A 14,510-nucleotide genomic window follows, 5' to 3' on the forward strand; every position below is an offset into this window, starting at 1 on the left:
TCCCTCGCGATCAGTCGGTGGAGTCGAGGAAGCCGCCAACCACCTGGAGGTAGAGCTCTTCCTCCTCGATGTGCGGCATGTGACTGGAGTGCTCGAACAGCTCCCAGCGGACGTCGGGGATGCGGTCCGCGAAGGGCTGCACGGTGCGAGGGGTGGCCTCGTCGTGCCGGCCTGAGACGAGCAGGGTGGGAACGGTGATCCGGTCCAGCCGGTCGACGACCGACCAGTCCTTGAGCGTGCCGACGACGTGGAACTCGCTCGGCCCGTTCATGGTGTGGTACACCGTCGGGTCGGCGGCGGTCTTGGCGTCGCTGGCGAGCACCTCGGGCGGGTTGGGCACGACGGTGCAGACGTGGCGGGCGTTGAAGACCTTCTCGGCCGCCCGGTACCCGGGGCTGTCGGTGGTCCCGGCCGCCTCGTGCTCCCGCAGGGTGCGTTCGACGTCGGGCGGGAGCTGCGACCGCAGCCGGTCGCACTCCTCGCGCCACAGCCCCATGGAGGCGGGCGAGTCGGCGATGACCAGTCCGCGCAGGCCGGACGGCGCCCGTACGGCGTGCTCGGCGGCGAGCATCCCGCCCCAGGACTGCCCGAGCAGGTGGTAGCGCCCGGCGATCCCGAGGTGGGCGAGCAGGTTGTCCAGCTCGTCGAGGAAGAGCCGGACGGTCCAGAAGTCGGCGCCCCTGCCGGGCAGGTGGGTGGACAGGCCCACCCCGATCTGGTCGTAGTGGACGACGGCCCGCCCCTGCTCGGCGAGGCGGGCGATGCGCAGCGTGTAGTCGTGGGCCGCGCCCGGCCCGCCGTGGAGCACCACCAGGGGCGTCTTGGGGGAGTCGAGGTCGCCGGTCACCCGGTACCAGGTGTGCCATTCGCCGAAGGGGGCGAGCCCCTGCACGTTCGACTCGGGAATGGCCAAGGGAACCTCCGGCGGGGGGATGGGGGGTGAAGGTCTGCCACCAGATGAGACAGATGTCCGTTGTGTGGGACACAGCATATGGATAAATGGCCTGGACACAAGACCTTTTCTGTCCCCGCCTGGTCGGATAGGGTGCACATCACGTTCCGCCCTCAGAAAGGACCTTTCCCTGACCGCCCGGATCCCGGCCGAGGACCCCCGGCCGACCCCGCGACCCCGGCCTGACCGGCCGGACCAGCCGGCCTCCCGGCCGCAGGCGGGCGGCGACCCGCCCGCCGACGACCTCGCCCGCGTGCTCGGCCGGATGCTCGACGGCGACCGCCCGCCCGGCGCGCTCGGCCCCGTCCGCGTCCCCTCGGTGGCGACCGAGGTGGCCGACCGCCTCATGACGGCGATCGCGATCGGCGACTACCTCCCGGGCGAGCGGCTGCCGGGCGAGCGCGAGCTCGCCGCCCTCCTCGACGTCAGCAGGGCCACGATCCGCGAGGCGATCGGCCGCCTGCAGGCCGTCGGCATCGTCGAGATCAGGCGCGGGCGCACCGGCGGCGCGTACGTCCGGACGAGCTGGACCGAGGCGACCGCGCCCGCCGTGCGGCGCGTGCTCGCGCCGCGCTGGCCCGAGCTGGAGCAGCTCTTCGACCTGCGCGGCCTCGTCGAGGGCATGGCCGCGAGGGCCGCCGCGCAGCGCCGCACCGACGAGCACCTCGACGCGATGGGCCGCGCCCTCGACGCCTACGCGGGGGCCGCCACCCTGGCGGAGGAGCAGACGGCCGACGGAGCCTTCCACGCGGCCGTGGTCGCGGCCGCGGGCAACCCCCAGCTCGACGCGCTCTCGCGTGACCTGCTGACGCGGGTCAGCCTCGGCTTCCCCGTGGAACCGTACGGCGAGGACGACCCGCAGGCCTACCGGCAGGCGCTGGGCGAGCACCGCGCGATGTACGAGGCGATCCGCGACGGCGACGCCGAGCGGGCCGGGTCCATCGCCGAACGCCACTTCACGCTGACGGCCGACGTCATGCGCGCGATGCTCGAACGCAGCCTCAGCGACCCTCGAGGTACCTGATCAGCGTCCTGACCATCGCGCCGGTGGCGCCCGCGGGGCCGAGGTCGGTGGCGCTGTCCAGGTAGGCCGTGGTCGCGACGTCCAGGTGCGCCCACGGCACGCCGCCGGTGAAGTTCTCCAGGAACAGCGCGGCCAGGATCACGTCGGCGTGCGCCCCGCCGTCGTTCTTGAAGTCCGCCACGTCCGACTTCAGGCGTTCCAGGTACGGCCGCCACATCGGCATCTCCCAGACGGGCTCGCCCGTCTCCTCCGCGGCCTCGGTCAGCGCCCCGAGCAGGGCGCGGTCGTTGCCGAGCAGGCCGGTGATGTCCTCGCCGAGCGCGTGCATGACCGAGTAGGTGAGGGTGGCGGCGTCGACGATGGCGTCGGGACGGCGTTCGGCCAGGTAGGCGAGGGCGTCGGCCAGGACCAGCCGCCCCTCGGCGTCGGTGTCGGCCACCTCGGTGGTGATGCCGTTGCGGTGGCGCAGCACGTCGCCGGGGCGGGTGGCCGACCCGCTCACCATGTTCTCGGCGGCCGGCACCACCGCGACGACGCCGGTGCGAAGGCCGAGCCGGGCCGCGGCGCGGACCACGGCGAGCATGGTGGCGCCGCCCGCCATGTCGCTCTTCATCGTCGCCATCGCCTTCTGGCTCTTGATGCCGAGGCCGCCCGCGTCGAAGGTGATGCCCTTGCCCGCCAGCCCGACCAGGCCGCCCCCGTCGCCGGGGTAGCCGACCTCGATCAGGCACGGCGGGTTCGCGCTGGCCGCGCCGACGCCGAGGATGCCGCCGAAGCCGCCCGCGCGCAGGTCGTCCGCGGTGAGGACACGCGCGTCCAGCCCCGCCTCCGCGGCCATCTCCACCGCGCGGGCGGCGAGGTCCGCGGGGACGAGGTCGCCGGCGGGGGTGTTGACGAGGTCGCGGGTGAACGTCACGGCCTCGGCCACCACCTCGGCGCGGGCGACGGCGGCGCGGTCCTCCGCGGTGCCGGGGGCGAGCAGGACCAGGCGGCCGACCGGGCGGTCCTGGGGGGAGCTCTTGTAGCGGTCGAACCGGTAGCCGCCGAGGCGTACCCCCTCGACGACGGCCGCGGGATGCGGCAGGGCCACGGCCACCGCGCCGAACCCGGCCATCCTGGACGCCGCGTGCCCCACCGCCCGCCGCACGGCGCGCTCGTCGGCGTCCGCCTCCAGGCCGATCAGCAGGACGGCGCCGGCGCGGAAGCGGTCACCTTCGCGGCGCGGCACCAGCAGCTCCTCGCCCGGCCGGCCGGCGAAACCGGCGCGGTGAAGCTCGAAACCCAGCTCCGCGCCCGCCGAGGCGGGCAGGACGAGCAGGTCCGCGCCGGCGTCCGCGGGCGCGTGGGGGGAGAAGGACACCTCCACGAGGCACTCCTAACGGGGGGACGTACGAAATGGTCCGTTGAGTGAACCATAAATACGCCCTCGCTGACCAGGGGCGTTTCGCCGGATCCGCGTCACTCCTGCGGGAGCAGGCGGGCCAGCTGGCGGGCGTTGACCTGCGCGTGGTCCCGGTAGCAGTTGTTCATCAGCACGTGCGTCGTGCCGGCGTCCTCGGCCAGGCGGCGCAGCCTGGGCGCCCACTCCCGCAGTTCCTCCTCGCGGTAGAGGTAGCCGAAGCGTTCGTGGACGTCCTTGCTGGTCCACTTGTCGGAGTGGCCGTGGAAGCGGACGACGGCCAGGTCGGCGGTGGCGGCGAGGACGGGCGGGATGGAGTCGGGGTAGCCCTGCGGCATGTCCACGCTGACGTACGGCAGGCCGTAGGAGGTGAGGAAGTCGAGGGTCTCGGCCCGGTTGTCCTCGGTCATCCAGGTGTGGTTGCGGAACTCGACGCAGAGGGGCAGGGGCGCGCAGCGGGCCTTGCACTCCAGGATGTAGTGGCGGTTGCGCGCCCCGATGGGGAACCAGCGGGGGAACTGGAAGAGGATGGCGCCGAGCCGGCCGGCCTCGTGCAGGGGCGCGCAGGCGGCGAGGAAGCGTTCCCACACCTCGTCCACCGCCCGCGGGTCCAGGTCGCGCAGGTAGAGGTTCTTCTTGCCGTTCCCGACGCGTTCGCGCAGGTCCTTGTACAGGGCCGACGGCCTGGTGGGGTGCTGGGTGAGCAGGGAGAACGCCTTGACGTCGAAGGTGAAGCCGGCAGGGGTGCGGTCGCGCCACAGCTCGACGGTGCTCTGGGCGGGCGGGGCGTAGTAGGTGGAGTCGACCTCGACCAGCGGGAACTGGCCGGCGTAGTAGGCCAGCCGGTCGCGCGGAGTGGTGACGTCGTCGGGGTACCAGCCGGACTCGAGCAGGGTTCTGTCGGTCCAGGAAGCGGTTCCCACCAGGATGCGGCCCATGTGAACCCCGTACCCGCTGAGGGCGGCGGCGTGCCCGCCGCGGCACAGCTCGGCGAGCACGCCGGGCGTCAGCGGACGGCCACGGGGGAGGACGCCCCGCGAACCAGCAGGGACGGGGCGCCGCCGCCGTCGGCGGGCACCGACCACACGTCGCGGCCCTTGGCGTACATCACGGTGCGCCCGTCGAGCCAGGCGGCCTGGTCGTCCACGCTGTCCCGCTCGGCGAGCGGCGTCTCGCGCATGGTGGCCAGGTCGAGCACGTGCAGCCGCCAGGGCCGGTCGGGGTCGTCGGAGACGCGCTTCTTGAACACGAGCCGGGTGCCGTCGGGCGACAGGGACGGGCACTCGGCGTTCTCCCTGAGCGTGCGCGCCCGCCACGCGCCGTAGTCGCCCTCCACCAGGTAGGTCTTGCCCTTGGTCGCGACGGTGGCGTAGAAGCGGTTGTCGTCGGGGGCGAAGGTGACGCCCCAGTAGTTGACGTCGGCGGCGTGGTAGCGGCGCCCGCCGAGCGTGAGCGGGATGTCCTCCATGTTGGTGACGGCGTAGCCGGTGCGGGTGTCGAGGATGCCGGTCCAGGTGGAGAAGCCGCCCTGGTTGTACGAGTCCCCGGTGACGAAGACGGTCCAGGACACCATCCGGCCGCTGGCCGACACCCTGGCCCGGTTCGGGACGCCGGCGAGCTCGACGCGCCGGGTCTGACGCAGGGAGCGGTCGAGGATCAGGGCGTCGGTCGTGGTGACGGGCCCGGGCCGGGCGACCAGGCACACCGAGACGCCGCCGCCGGTGGAGAAACGGTCGCAGCGCGGCCCGTCGGCGGTGGGCGGGGCGGAGGGACGGTCGAGGGGCACCCGGGCGACCCGGCCGTCGGCGGCGCGGAACATGAGCTGCCCCGGGGCGACGGGGGACGCCGTGGCGGCCGTCCCGTCGGTCCCGGCGGGGTCGCGCCGGGCGCTCCACGCGGCGTACCCGGTGGCGGCGCCGCCCAGCAGAACGACGGCGGCGGCCAGCACCGCCGCGCGCCCGGCCCGCCTCACGCGTCCTCCCCTCGGGCGGCGCCCCGGCGCGCCACGCGCCCGGCGGTCCTCCTCATGGTCCCTCCTCGCGACTGTTCTCCCGGGTGTTCTCGCGCGTGTTGTCACGGATGGGCCTGAGCACCGGCAGGACGGCCAGCGCGCAGGCGGCCAGGCCGGCCGTCATGGCGGTCAGGGCGAGGTCGCCGCCCCAGACCGTCCACAACGCCCCGAACAGGACGGACGACAGGGTGCGGGCGACCGCCTGCCCGGTCTGGAGCAGGGCCAGTCCGCTGGTGCGCAGGTGGGCGGGCAGCAGGGGACCGGCGACCGCCATGAGCACGCCGTCGGTGGCGGCGTAGAACGCGCCGTGCAGCAGCAGCACCGGGACGATCCAGCCGGGCCCGAGCAGCAGCACGCAGGCGGCGGCCAGCGCGGCGTGCCCGGCCAGGAAGACCGGCGCGCGGCCGGCCCGGTCGGCCAGCCGCCCGGCGGGCACGGCCAGCAGCAGGTAGGCGGCGCTGCTGCCGACGGGCAGCAGCGGGAAGACGGCCGGGTCGAGCCCGGCACGCTGCTGCAGCAGCAGGTAGACGAACGCGTCGCTGACGGTGACGAGCCCGAGCGCGGCGGCGGCCACGCACAGGCGGCGGAAGGAGGCCTGGCGCAGCAGCCCCGCGGCGGCCCGCAGCGACGCGGGCAGGCGGGGCCCGGCCGTCTCGCGCGGCTCGCGCACGTACAGGACGAGCAGCAGGACGCCGAGCGCGGCGGCGCAGAAGCTGGTGACGAACACCGCGTCGTACGCGCCGCCGGTGGCGGTGAGCACGGCGTAGGCGGCGAGCGGCCCGAGCAGGGCGCCGAAGGTGTCCATGGCCCGGTGCACGCCGAAGGCGTGGCCGAGCGCGCCGGGGGGCGCGCTGAGGGTGATGAGCGCGTCGCGCGGGGCGGTGCGCAGCCCCTTGCCGGTGCGGTCGGCGGCGATGACCGCGCCGAGCGCCGGCACAGAGCCGCCGGCGGCCAGCAGCCCGAGCTTGCACAGGGCGGACAGGCCGTAGCCGGCGCCCGCGACCAGCTTGCGGCGGCGCCACCGGTCCGCGAGCTGGCCCCCGGCGAGGCGGACCAGGGCGGTGACGCCCGTGTAGAGGCCGTCCAGGGCGCCGAACTGCAGCATGCTGAGCCCGAGCGAGAGCGTCAGGTACAGCGGCAGCACGGCGGTGACCATCTCGGAGGAGACGTCGGTGACGAGGCTGACCGCGCCGAGCGCGAGGACGTTGCCCGGCACCCGCCAGGAGAGCCGGGGCCGCGGGCGGGAGCCGCCCGCGGCCGTGTCGGAGACGTACATCTAGTGGCAGGTGTAGGTGGGGCTGGTGTCCTTGACCGCGCCGTCGATGCCGACGAGCTGCCAGGAGAACGAGGTGGGGGCGAGGTTCAGCTTGAGCACCCCGTAGACGTCCTTGAGCCGCTTCTGGCTGTTGGGCTGGACGTTCTCGATGTTGTACGGGTCGGCGCCGCCCATGCCGCCGATGACCTCGACGGGGCCCTTCGCGTCGGCCTGGCCGTCGGGGTTCTGCGGGGCGAAACGCTCGTAGTGGTGGTCGTGGCCGTTGAGCACGAGGTCGGCGCCGGCGGCGTACAGGGCCTGCCACGCGGGCCTGGAGGCGGGCTGGTTGCCGTGCTCGCCCGAGCTGAACAGCGGGTGGTGGAAGTAGGCGGCGACGCAGCGCCTGGTGTTGGCGGCGAGGTCGGCCTTGAGCCAGGTGAGCTGCGCGGAGTCGAGGTCGTTGGAGTCGAGCGCGACGAAGTGCCAGTCGCCGTGGTCGAAGCTGTAGTACGTCTTGCCCTGGGGCGTGGCCAGCGAGCCGAAGTAGGACTTGTACCCGGCGTAGACGCCGGCCGGGTCGTAGGTCTCGTGGTTGCCGGCCGCCGGGCGGGTCTTGCTCTTGAACCTGCCCCAGGTCTTGTCGTAGTACTTCGTGAAGTCGGTCAGGCGGGCGTCGTCGTACTGGTTGTCGCCCATCGTGAGGACGAACGCGGGGTTCATCGCCTCGACCTGGGCCGCCGTCTTGGGGTGGGCGCAGGAGGACGAGCTCGCGGTGCACTGGGCGGCGATGTCGCCGGCGGCGGCGACGGTGAACGCGTCGCCCGGGGTGACGGTCGGGGTGGGGGTGGGGGAGGAGCCGTCGTCGCCGTACACCTGGAACTCCCACAGGGAGTAGCCGTACGGGGTGCCCCGCTTGGTGCCGTACATGCGGACGTAGCGGCCCGAGCCGGAGACGGCCAGGTCGTCGACGCCGCCGTCGCCGGAGGTCGTGGTGTGGACGGTGGTCCAGGTGGAGGCGTCGTCGGACACCTGGATGGAGTACTCCTTGCCGTAGGCGGCCTCCCAGTGCAGCACGACGCGGCTGAGGTGGCGTACGGAGCCGAGGTCGATCCTGATCCACTGCGGGTCGCTGCCCTCGGCGGAGGCCCAGCGGGTGGTGGTGAGGTCGCCGTCGACGGCCTTGCCCGAGCTGTAGTCGGAGCCCTCCTTGGAGGAGGAGGCGGCCGGGCGGCCCTGCGACAGCAGGGTCTCCGCGGCCTCGGCCGGGCCCGTGAGGACGACCAGGCCGCCGGCGAGGGCGACGGCGGCGGCGAGCGCGGCGACCGCGCGGCGGGGGACGGAGGGGCGGGCGGCGGGTGGGGGGAGGGGTGAAGACATGCGCTGTCTCCTGGGGGAGGAGGGTGGGCACGGCGCTCGTGCCGCGCCGCGGCGGCGTGCGGCCGGGTCAGCAGAGGTGCCTTTCACTGAGCGCGTCACGCCCTCGGGGGGCGCCGCGCCAAGCCGCTCACCCGGCATGCTGGCAGCGGCGCGGGGGCCTGTCAACACGTTAGGAAGGTTTCCTAACTACGGTTGACGATCGTGATGTTGTTCGTTAGGAAGGTTTCCTAACCTCCGTGCGCTCCGACCCCCGAGGAGACCCCATGCACCTGCGCCGCCTGGCCCCCGCGCTGGCCGTCCCGTCCATGCTGCTCGCCCTGGCCGTCGCCGCGCCGGCGCAGGCCGCGCCGCCCGCCCCCGTCCTCGCGGCGGCGCAGCAGCGCGCCGGCAGCGGCGTGGACCTCACCGACCCGCGCAAGAAGGAGATCGCCATGCAGATCCTCTCCAGCGCGGAGAACTCCTCGCTGGACTGGCGCGCCCAGTACCGCTACATCGAGGACATCAAGGACGGCCGCGGCTACACTGCCGGGATCGTCGGCTTCTGCTCCGGCACCGGCGACATGCTCGACCTCGTCGAGCTGTACACCCAGCGCAAGCCCGGCAACGTCCTGGCCAAGTACCTGCCCGCGCTGCGCAAGGTCAACGGCACGGACTCCCACGCCGGGCTCGGCTCGGCGTTCGAGAAGGACTGGCGGACCGCGGCCAAGGACAGGGCCTTCCAGCAGGCCCAGGAGGACGAGCGCGACCGCGTCTACTTCAACCCGGCCGTCACCCAGGCCAAGACCGACGGGCTGCGGGCGCTCGGCCAGTTCGCCTACTTCGACGCCATCGTCATGCACGGCGACGGCGGCGACCCCGAGAGCTTCGGCGCGATCCGCAGGAACGCGCTGAAGAAGGCCAAGCCGCCCGCGCAGGGCGGCGACGAGACCGCCTACCTCAACGCCTTCCTCGACGCGCGCAAGAAGGCCATGCAGGCCGAGGAGGCGCACGAGGACACCAGCCGGGTCGACACCGCCCAGCGGGTCTTCCTCAAGAAGGGCAACCTCGACCTCGACCCGCCGCTGTCGTGGAAGGTCTACGGCGACCCGTACCGCATCGACTAGAGGTCCTTCGCCATGAAGAGCGCGATCTCGCCCTCACTCGCCGTGCCCACGTAGAACGTGGTGTCGAGCCCGCACAGCCGGAACCCCATCCGCCGGTAGGCGCGGACGGCGGGAACGTTGACGTTCGACGTCTCCAGCCAGGCCGTCCGCGCCCCGACACGGCGGCCGTGGGCGCAGGCCCGCTCCATCAGGGCGGAGCCCACACCCAGCCCCCGGTAGGCCGGGGCGACGGTGATCTGCTCGACGACCAGGCGGGAGTGCCACTCCTCGACGCGGACCGCGACGAAGCCGCACACCTCGCCGTCGTGCGTCGCCACCTCGACGTGCGACGACGTCAGGTCCTCGTCATGGTCCTCGTCGTGGTCCTCGGTGGGGAAGACCTTGACCAGCGGAGGCTCGGCGGCGACCGGGCGCAGCGCGAACCCGTCCGGCCCCGCCTCCACCTCGAAGACCGTGCCGGTGGTGAAGGAGTCGTCGATCGCGGCGATGCGCCGCGCGTCCTCCGGCGACGCCGGCCGGTAGGCGATGCGGGGCCTGTCGTTCACGGGGGTTCTCCGAGGGGGCCGGTTCACAGGTCCTTGGCATCGTAGATTCTCAGGCTGACGGCGTACGAGACGGCCGGCGCGGCCGGCGCGGCGACGAGCAGCACCGCGGTGAGGGCCTGCGGGTGAGCGGCCGCGACCGCGGCGGCCGTCGCCGTCAGCGCGCCGCCCAGGTCGAACGCGCGGCCGGCGGCGGCCGCGAGGAGAGCGCCGCCGGCGGGCCGGACCTGCCGGGCAGGTCGGGGGTGGCTGCCAGCGCCTCGGAGCCGGAGGCGTGCTCGCGCAGGCCGACGAGGCGGCGGCGCAGGCCTGGCGGCAGCCCGCCGGGGCCGCCGCGCACCAGGCGGTAGCCGGCCAGGAGGTCGTCAGTGGTGGCCGAGGCGAACACCCTGCCGTCGAGCAGCACGGTGACGTGGTCGGCGACGGCCTCCAGATCGCTCGTGACACGCGTCGAGAGCAGCACGGTCCTGCGCTCGTCGACCTGGAACCAATGCGCCCAACTCCCGTTGGGATGCCACCGGAATACAGCAGGAACGGGCCGCAACCTCTGGCACCACAGTCCGCCCGCGGCGTAGCCAGGGAGGAGATCCTCCTTCTGATCCGCGACGCCTTGGACCGGGGTGTCACACAGTGATGACGACCTTGCCGAACGCCTCGCCGGAAGCGTAGTGGCGGTAGGCGTCGGGTGCCTGGTCGAAGGGGAAGACGCGGTCAATGACCGGCCGGAGCCGGTGGGCCTCGATGAGCTGGTTCATGGCGAGGAACTGGGCGCGGCTGCCGACAGCGATGCCACGGACCACGGCTCCGGAGTTGAAGATCGCCCGGGGGTCGAGGAGCGGAGGGTTGCCGGAGACGAACCCGACGCTGGCGACGTGGCCCGCGATCGCGACCGCTCTGAGGGATTGCCCCAGGTCGCCGGTGACGTCGATGACGCGCTCGGCGCCCTGTCCCGAGGTCAGCTCCCGGACCCTGGCCGGCCAGTCGGGCGTGGTCCGGTAGTCGACGATCTCGTCAGCGCCGAGCTCGGAAAGGCGCTCCGCCTTGGCCGGGCTGCTGGTGGTGGCGATCACCCGGGCGCCGAGCGCCTTGGCGAACTGGAGCGTGAACAGGGACACTCCTCCGGTGCCCTGGGTGACGACCGTCTGCCCGGACAACGGGCCGGAGTCGTCGCCGGTCAGGGCGTTCCAGGCGGTGACGGCGGCGCAGGGGAGCGTCGCCGCCTCCTCGTAGGACAGGTGCGCGGGGATCGGCACGAGCGCGCTTTCGTCGAGTAGTGCGAGTTCGGTGAGCATGCCGTCCAGCGAGCCGCCCAGCTGCGGCAGGTGCTGGAGGCCGAATGGGCCGTCCTGCCAGCTCGGGAACAGGGTGGCCGCGACCCTGTCGCCGATCTTCGCAGTATGGACGCCGGAGCCGACCGAGACGACCTCGCCGGCCCCATCAGAGATCGGCACCACATCCGGTTTCACCGGGAGCACGTAGTCGCCGCGCAGGATCATCAGCTCGCGGTGGCTGAGGGACGCGGCGCGCACCGCGACGAGCACCTGTCCGGGACCGGGCTGGGGGTCGGGATGATCTTTGATCGACAGACCGGAGATCCCGGCCCCGCTGTTGACGTGGTAGCTGCGCATGAGGGGGATCCGGTCCTTCAGTTGTCAGTGGCCAGCGGGACTTCACCGGCGGTCTTGCTGTAGCCGAGAGCCTCGATGATCTGGCCGTCGCGCACGTGCATGAGGTTCACTCCGCTGACCCAGTCCGAGGGACCGGGGCCGTAGCGGTAGTTCCAGCGGATCGCCGCCCGTTCTCCCGCGACCACGACCTCCTGCGGCTCGAACCGGCTGGTGCGGTCGTCCACGAGCGCGCCCCACCAGTCCAGGCAGGCCTGGCGCCCTGTGACGCGTTCCCCGGTGGGGGCCGGCTGGACGGACTCCATCACACAGTCCTCGGCGACCAGGTCCGCGAGCAGGTCGCGGTCGCGGTCGACGAAGGCACGGTTGAAGCGGTCGATGACCTCGGCGGTGGAACGGAAAGACACAACTCCTCCAGATGTAGATAGATCGATCGGTCTACGCATGTATATAGACCGGTTGATCTACTTGTCAATCCATGGGAGCCTGGCGTTCATGAGCGTTCGCACACGACCCGGCCCGCGAGAGCGACTACTGGAAGCCGCTCACCAGCTGATCTACAGTCAGGGCGTGAACGTCGGCGTGGACACGCTGCTCAAGGCGGCGAACGTGGCCAGACGATCGCTGTACGAGCACTTCGGCGGCAAGGACGGCCTGATCGTCGAGGTCCTCAGATCCGCCGCCGCCGCCGACGCCGCCGACTACCGGCGCACCATGGACGACGCCGGCGACAACCCGCGCGAGCGTCTGCTGGCTGTGTTCGACCGGCTCGGCGAGATCACTGCGATGCCCGGGTTCCACGGCTGTCGCTACCTGGCCGCCGACCTCGCTCTGACCGACCCTGGCCACCCCGCGCACGAGATCACCCGCGACTACCGGCGGCACGTGCACGACCTCCTGGAGCGCGAACTGGTCGCGCTCGGGCACCCACGGCCCGGGCGCGGCGCCGACCAGCTCTTGCTCCTCATCGACGGCACCCTCGCCGCCGGGGCGACCCGCCCCGGCACCGACCCGGCGACCGCCGCACGGGAACTGGCCGAACACGTCATCGCCCCGTGACCTGCGCGGCCGGGATGCCTACAAGGGTGCCACCGGACGGCAGATACGGGTCGTGGAGTGAGACGGCTGCTGTCGCCTGCCTGTAGTCAGCGAGCGCGTTCAGCACGTCAGCAGCGTTGCGCAGCAGCGACCCGGCGTCCCTTCGCCCTGGCGTTCGAGCCGGCGAGTCGCCTGGATGATCGAAACCAGCGGGTCGTCGCGGCGCGGTTCGTTCGGTGGCCTGGGCGAGGCGGTAGCCGGCGGCGCGGCGCCTGGGGTGAACTGAGGAGCCTTGCGGCTGGTCCGGCTCGGCAGAGGGCCTTCCCGGGCGTGACGATCTCGCCTGTCATGGTGGGCAGCGGCATCTTTCTCAGCTCGGCGATGAGGTGGGCGGCCTGTGCCTCGGTGACCTGACGGCCGGACTTCCGCTCGCCGAACAGCTTCTCCACCAGGTCCAGGGCAGCTTCACGGCGCATGCTCCGGTCGCGCACGAACTGCCCGATCTCGCGGTCCTGCTTGCCGGCCGGCCCGCCGGAGGGAAACGTCGCGCGGATCGTGATGGACTCGCCGACCTGCTGTGTGGGGTCGGCCTCAGGTAACGTACTGACCAGTCGGGCCTGTTCGGGTGCACCGTGCCGTGACCGGATCGACGGTCGGATCGATGTCCTCCCGCACCCGCCGTCGTCGATGGCCCCGGCGGTGGTGAGCTGCCAGGCGGCGGGCACCGTAGTACTTCTCAGGCAGACCACGGTCGCCTTCGGCCATGGTGTGCTCGACGGTCCCGCGTGCTCCGTGCAGGACGTCCTTGAAGGTGTCGTTGGTGTAGACGCAGTGCGCGGCGATGGCCTGCACGGCAGGGTCGCGGTAGCCGAGCGCCACGTATCCGCGATAACCGATGGTCATCGTCGCGTCCGTGCGGCCTTCCCGGCCGTTCCACATCGGCAGCAGCCAGCCGTGGCCCAGCGCACCGACACCCGGGCGCAGGCCGAGCTGCGCAAAGCCGACCAGCTTCCCGCAGGATCTTCTTGTGGTCCACCACCAGCTCGGAAAGTTGAGCCCGCCTGTCCAGGGCGGCAGATGGTTGGCGAGCGTTCATGCGGCTTCCTCCGCAGTCTTCGCGTTCACTGCATGGGGCGCCGGCGTCTCGCCGAGGTGCGGGTCTGGCTTCGCGTGGGGCACGCCGTCCGCGGAGAGCTGGCGGACGGCGTACTGCCGGCCGTTGTGGACGGCGCGGCGGGCGAGCCCCATGTAGTCGCCGACGCGGGCCGGCACGTGCCGCTTGTGCTTCTCAGCTTCGTCAGCCTCAAGGACGGCCGTGTGCCACACGATCGAGTCGTACACCGCGCCGGCGTTCCGTGGCCATCTGGCCGGGGCGCTGACGTGGGTGACCAGGGTGTGACCTCTGTCGTCACCCGGAAGTCGGCGCGGCGCACCGGCGTGACCTGCGTGGCGGGCGGTGCGCCGCACTCACCAGGCTCGCCTGCCGGGCCCCGGGCCGGGCAGGGGCGAAAGTCCCCTGATGAAGGGCCGGTCGTCTCCGGCCCCGCGCCGTACGGGTCCAGGGGTGGCCGTCAGAAGCAGCGGGCCGGCTGGGCTCGCAGAAGCGGGCCCGCTCGGCTTGGAAGGAACGGGCCGGCCGGGCTCGGGGAGAGACAGGCCGGCCGCGCTCGCAGCGAGGGAGGCGCGCTGGGCTCAGAAGGAGCGGGCTCGCTCGGCGAGGACGGTGGCGCGGGCGAGCTGCACCTCGCGGGCCTTGCGGGCGGCGTAGCGCAGCAGGGGGCCGAAGCGGGCCCGCACCCGCAGCACGTCCTCGACCTCGGTGCCGTCGCCGTCCGGCGTGAGCGCGAACCGGTAGCCGAGCCACACCCCGCCGGGGCTGTCCACCTCGCCCTCCACCCCGGCGTCGCCGGCGCGCAACGTCACCTCGATGAGGTTGTCGTAACGGACGAAGCCGAGGAAACGGAAGCGCTCGACGGAGACGAAGCGGGCGCCGCCGGGCTCGCGGCGTACGTCGCGCACGGCCACGACGAGCGGGGACAGGCCGACATAGCTCGCCGGTTCGCCCAGGTGGGCGAGCACCGCGGACGGCGCGGCGGGCACGTGGAAGACGTTGCGCAGCAGGGTTTCTGGCACCCGGACACCTCGTGATCGCGGACGGCGTTGCGATCAGTATGCCGCCCTCGG

16 protein-coding genes are annotated in these 14,510 nt (G+C 72.8%); 3 read left to right on the forward strand and 13 right to left on the reverse strand.

Annotated features, from left to right (window positions below):
- Positions 1-10: 10 nt before the first annotated feature.
- A complete protein-coding gene (locus BMX74_RS03910) occupies positions 11-913 on the reverse strand; it encodes a proline iminopeptidase-family hydrolase (RefSeq protein ID WP_218153860.1) in 903 nt (300 codons plus the stop codon).
- 292 nt (positions 914-1,205) lie between these two features.
- Between BMX74_RS03910 and BMX74_RS03915 the strand changes: the two genes are divergently transcribed.
- Positions 1,206-1,976 (forward strand): FadR/GntR family transcriptional regulator, encoded by a 771-nt coding sequence (locus tag BMX74_RS03915; RefSeq protein ID WP_082534651.1) that lies wholly within the window; start codon positions 1,206-1,208, stop codon positions 1,974-1,976.
- On the opposite strand, the gene BMX74_RS03920 is transcribed toward BMX74_RS03915, so the two are convergent.
- The 5 genes from BMX74_RS03920 to BMX74_RS03940 form a co-directional block, all read right to left on the reverse strand.
- A complete protein-coding gene (locus BMX74_RS03920; RefSeq protein WP_091098326.1) occupies positions 1,954-3,342 on the reverse strand; it encodes a leucyl aminopeptidase in 1,389 nt (462 codons plus the stop codon). The genes BMX74_RS03915 and BMX74_RS03920 overlap by 23 nt on opposite strands.
- A 92-nt stretch (positions 3,343-3,434) precedes the next feature.
- On the reverse strand, positions 3,435-4,373 hold the full coding sequence (locus BMX74_RS03925) for a DUF72 domain-containing protein (RefSeq protein WP_236714574.1): 939 nt from the start codon (positions 4,371-4,373) through the stop codon (positions 3,435-3,437).
- Between the two features lie 8 nt (positions 4,374-4,381).
- The gene (locus BMX74_RS03930) at positions 4,382-5,347 is read right to left on the reverse strand and encodes a TolB family protein (RefSeq protein ID WP_055501663.1); all 966 of its coding nucleotides are present in this window, start codon (positions 5,345-5,347) and stop codon (positions 4,382-4,384) included.
- A gap of 52 nt (positions 5,348-5,399) precedes the next feature.
- The gene (locus tag BMX74_RS03935; protein WP_091098329.1) at positions 5,400-6,662 is read right to left on the reverse strand and encodes an MFS transporter; all 1,263 of its coding nucleotides are present in this window, start codon (positions 6,660-6,662) and stop codon (positions 5,400-5,402) included.
- Complete coding sequence (locus tag BMX74_RS03940; RefSeq protein WP_055501664.1) at positions 6,663-8,018, reverse strand: discoidin domain-containing protein; 1,356 nt, start codon at positions 8,016-8,018, stop codon at positions 6,663-6,665.
- A 263-nt stretch (positions 8,019-8,281) separates the two neighbouring features.
- Here BMX74_RS03940 and BMX74_RS03945 point away from each other — a divergent pair, with 263 nt between their 5' ends.
- Entirely contained in the window at positions 8,282-9,121 is an 840-nt protein-coding gene (locus tag BMX74_RS03945; protein ID WP_091098331.1) for a chitosanase, read from the forward strand.
- On the opposite strand, the gene BMX74_RS03950 is transcribed toward BMX74_RS03945, so the two are convergent.
- The 4 genes from BMX74_RS03950 to BMX74_RS03965 form a co-directional block, all read right to left on the reverse strand.
- Positions 9,118-9,666, reverse strand: coding sequence for a GNAT family N-acetyltransferase (locus tag BMX74_RS03950; protein ID WP_091098333.1), 549 nt, complete (start codon positions 9,664-9,666; stop codon positions 9,118-9,120). The genes BMX74_RS03945 and BMX74_RS03950 overlap by 4 nt on opposite strands.
- Before the next feature lie 154 nt (positions 9,667-9,820).
- Positions 9,821-10,126, reverse strand: a complete 306-nt coding sequence (locus tag BMX74_RS03955; RefSeq protein WP_091098335.1) for a hypothetical protein — start codon at positions 10,124-10,126, stop codon at positions 9,821-9,823.
- A 160-nt stretch (positions 10,127-10,286) separates the two neighbouring features.
- Positions 10,287-11,291 (reverse strand): zinc-dependent alcohol dehydrogenase family protein, encoded by a 1,005-nt coding sequence (locus tag BMX74_RS03960; protein ID WP_091098338.1) that lies wholly within the window; start codon positions 11,289-11,291, stop codon positions 10,287-10,289.
- 17 nt (positions 11,292-11,308) lie between these two features.
- The gene (locus BMX74_RS03965) at positions 11,309-11,695 is read right to left on the reverse strand and encodes a nuclear transport factor 2 family protein (RefSeq protein WP_201784427.1); all 387 of its coding nucleotides are present in this window, start codon (positions 11,693-11,695) and stop codon (positions 11,309-11,311) included.
- 88 nt (positions 11,696-11,783) lie between these two features.
- On the opposite strand from BMX74_RS03965, the gene BMX74_RS03970 reads away from it, so the two are divergent.
- The gene (locus BMX74_RS03970) at positions 11,784-12,347 is read left to right on the forward strand and encodes a TetR/AcrR family transcriptional regulator (RefSeq protein WP_091098342.1); all 564 of its coding nucleotides are present in this window, start codon (positions 11,784-11,786) and stop codon (positions 12,345-12,347) included.
- A 570-nt stretch (positions 12,348-12,917) separates the two neighbouring features.
- Here BMX74_RS03970 and BMX74_RS03975 read toward each other — a convergent pair.
- The 3 genes from BMX74_RS03975 to BMX74_RS03985 form a co-directional block, all read right to left on the reverse strand.
- Positions 12,918-13,403 (reverse strand): recombinase RecT, encoded by a 486-nt coding sequence (locus BMX74_RS03975; protein ID WP_091098343.1) that lies wholly within the window; start codon positions 13,401-13,403, stop codon positions 12,918-12,920.
- A 15-nt stretch (positions 13,404-13,418) separates the two neighbouring features.
- A complete protein-coding gene (locus tag BMX74_RS43790) occupies positions 13,419-13,667 on the reverse strand; it encodes a hypothetical protein (RefSeq protein ID WP_091098345.1) in 249 nt (82 codons plus the stop codon).
- Between the two features lie 351 nt (positions 13,668-14,018).
- On the reverse strand, positions 14,019-14,459 hold the full coding sequence (locus tag BMX74_RS03985; RefSeq protein WP_091098347.1) for a hypothetical protein: 441 nt from the start codon (positions 14,457-14,459) through the stop codon (positions 14,019-14,021).
- Positions 14,460-14,510: the final 51 nt, after the last annotated feature.

Source organism: Nonomuraea pusilla (assembly GCF_900109355.1).
Lineage (GTDB): Bacteria > Actinomycetota > Actinomycetes > Streptosporangiales > Streptosporangiaceae > Nonomuraea > Nonomuraea pusilla.

Excerpts from the sequence above, each read along its gene's own strand:
- BMX74_RS03935 (WP_091098329.1), bottom strand. The coding sequence starts at position 6,662 with ATGTACGTCTCCGACACGGCCGCGGGCGGCTCCCGCCCGCGGCCCCGG.
- BMX74_RS03940 (WP_055501664.1), bottom strand. The coding sequence starts at position 8,018 with ATGTCTTCACCCCTCCCCCCACCCGCCGCCCGCCCCTCCGTCCCCCGC.
- BMX74_RS03945 (WP_091098331.1), top strand. The coding sequence starts at position 8,282 with ATGCACCTGCGCCGCCTGGCCCCCGCGCTGGCCGTCCCGTCCATGCTG.
- BMX74_RS03960 (WP_091098338.1), bottom strand. The coding sequence starts at position 11,291 with ATGCGCAGCTACCACGTCAACAGCGGGGCCGGGATCTCCGGTCTGTCG.
- BMX74_RS03970 (WP_091098342.1), top strand. The coding sequence starts at position 11,784 with ATGAGCGTTCGCACACGACCCGGCCCGCGAGAGCGACTACTGGAAGCC.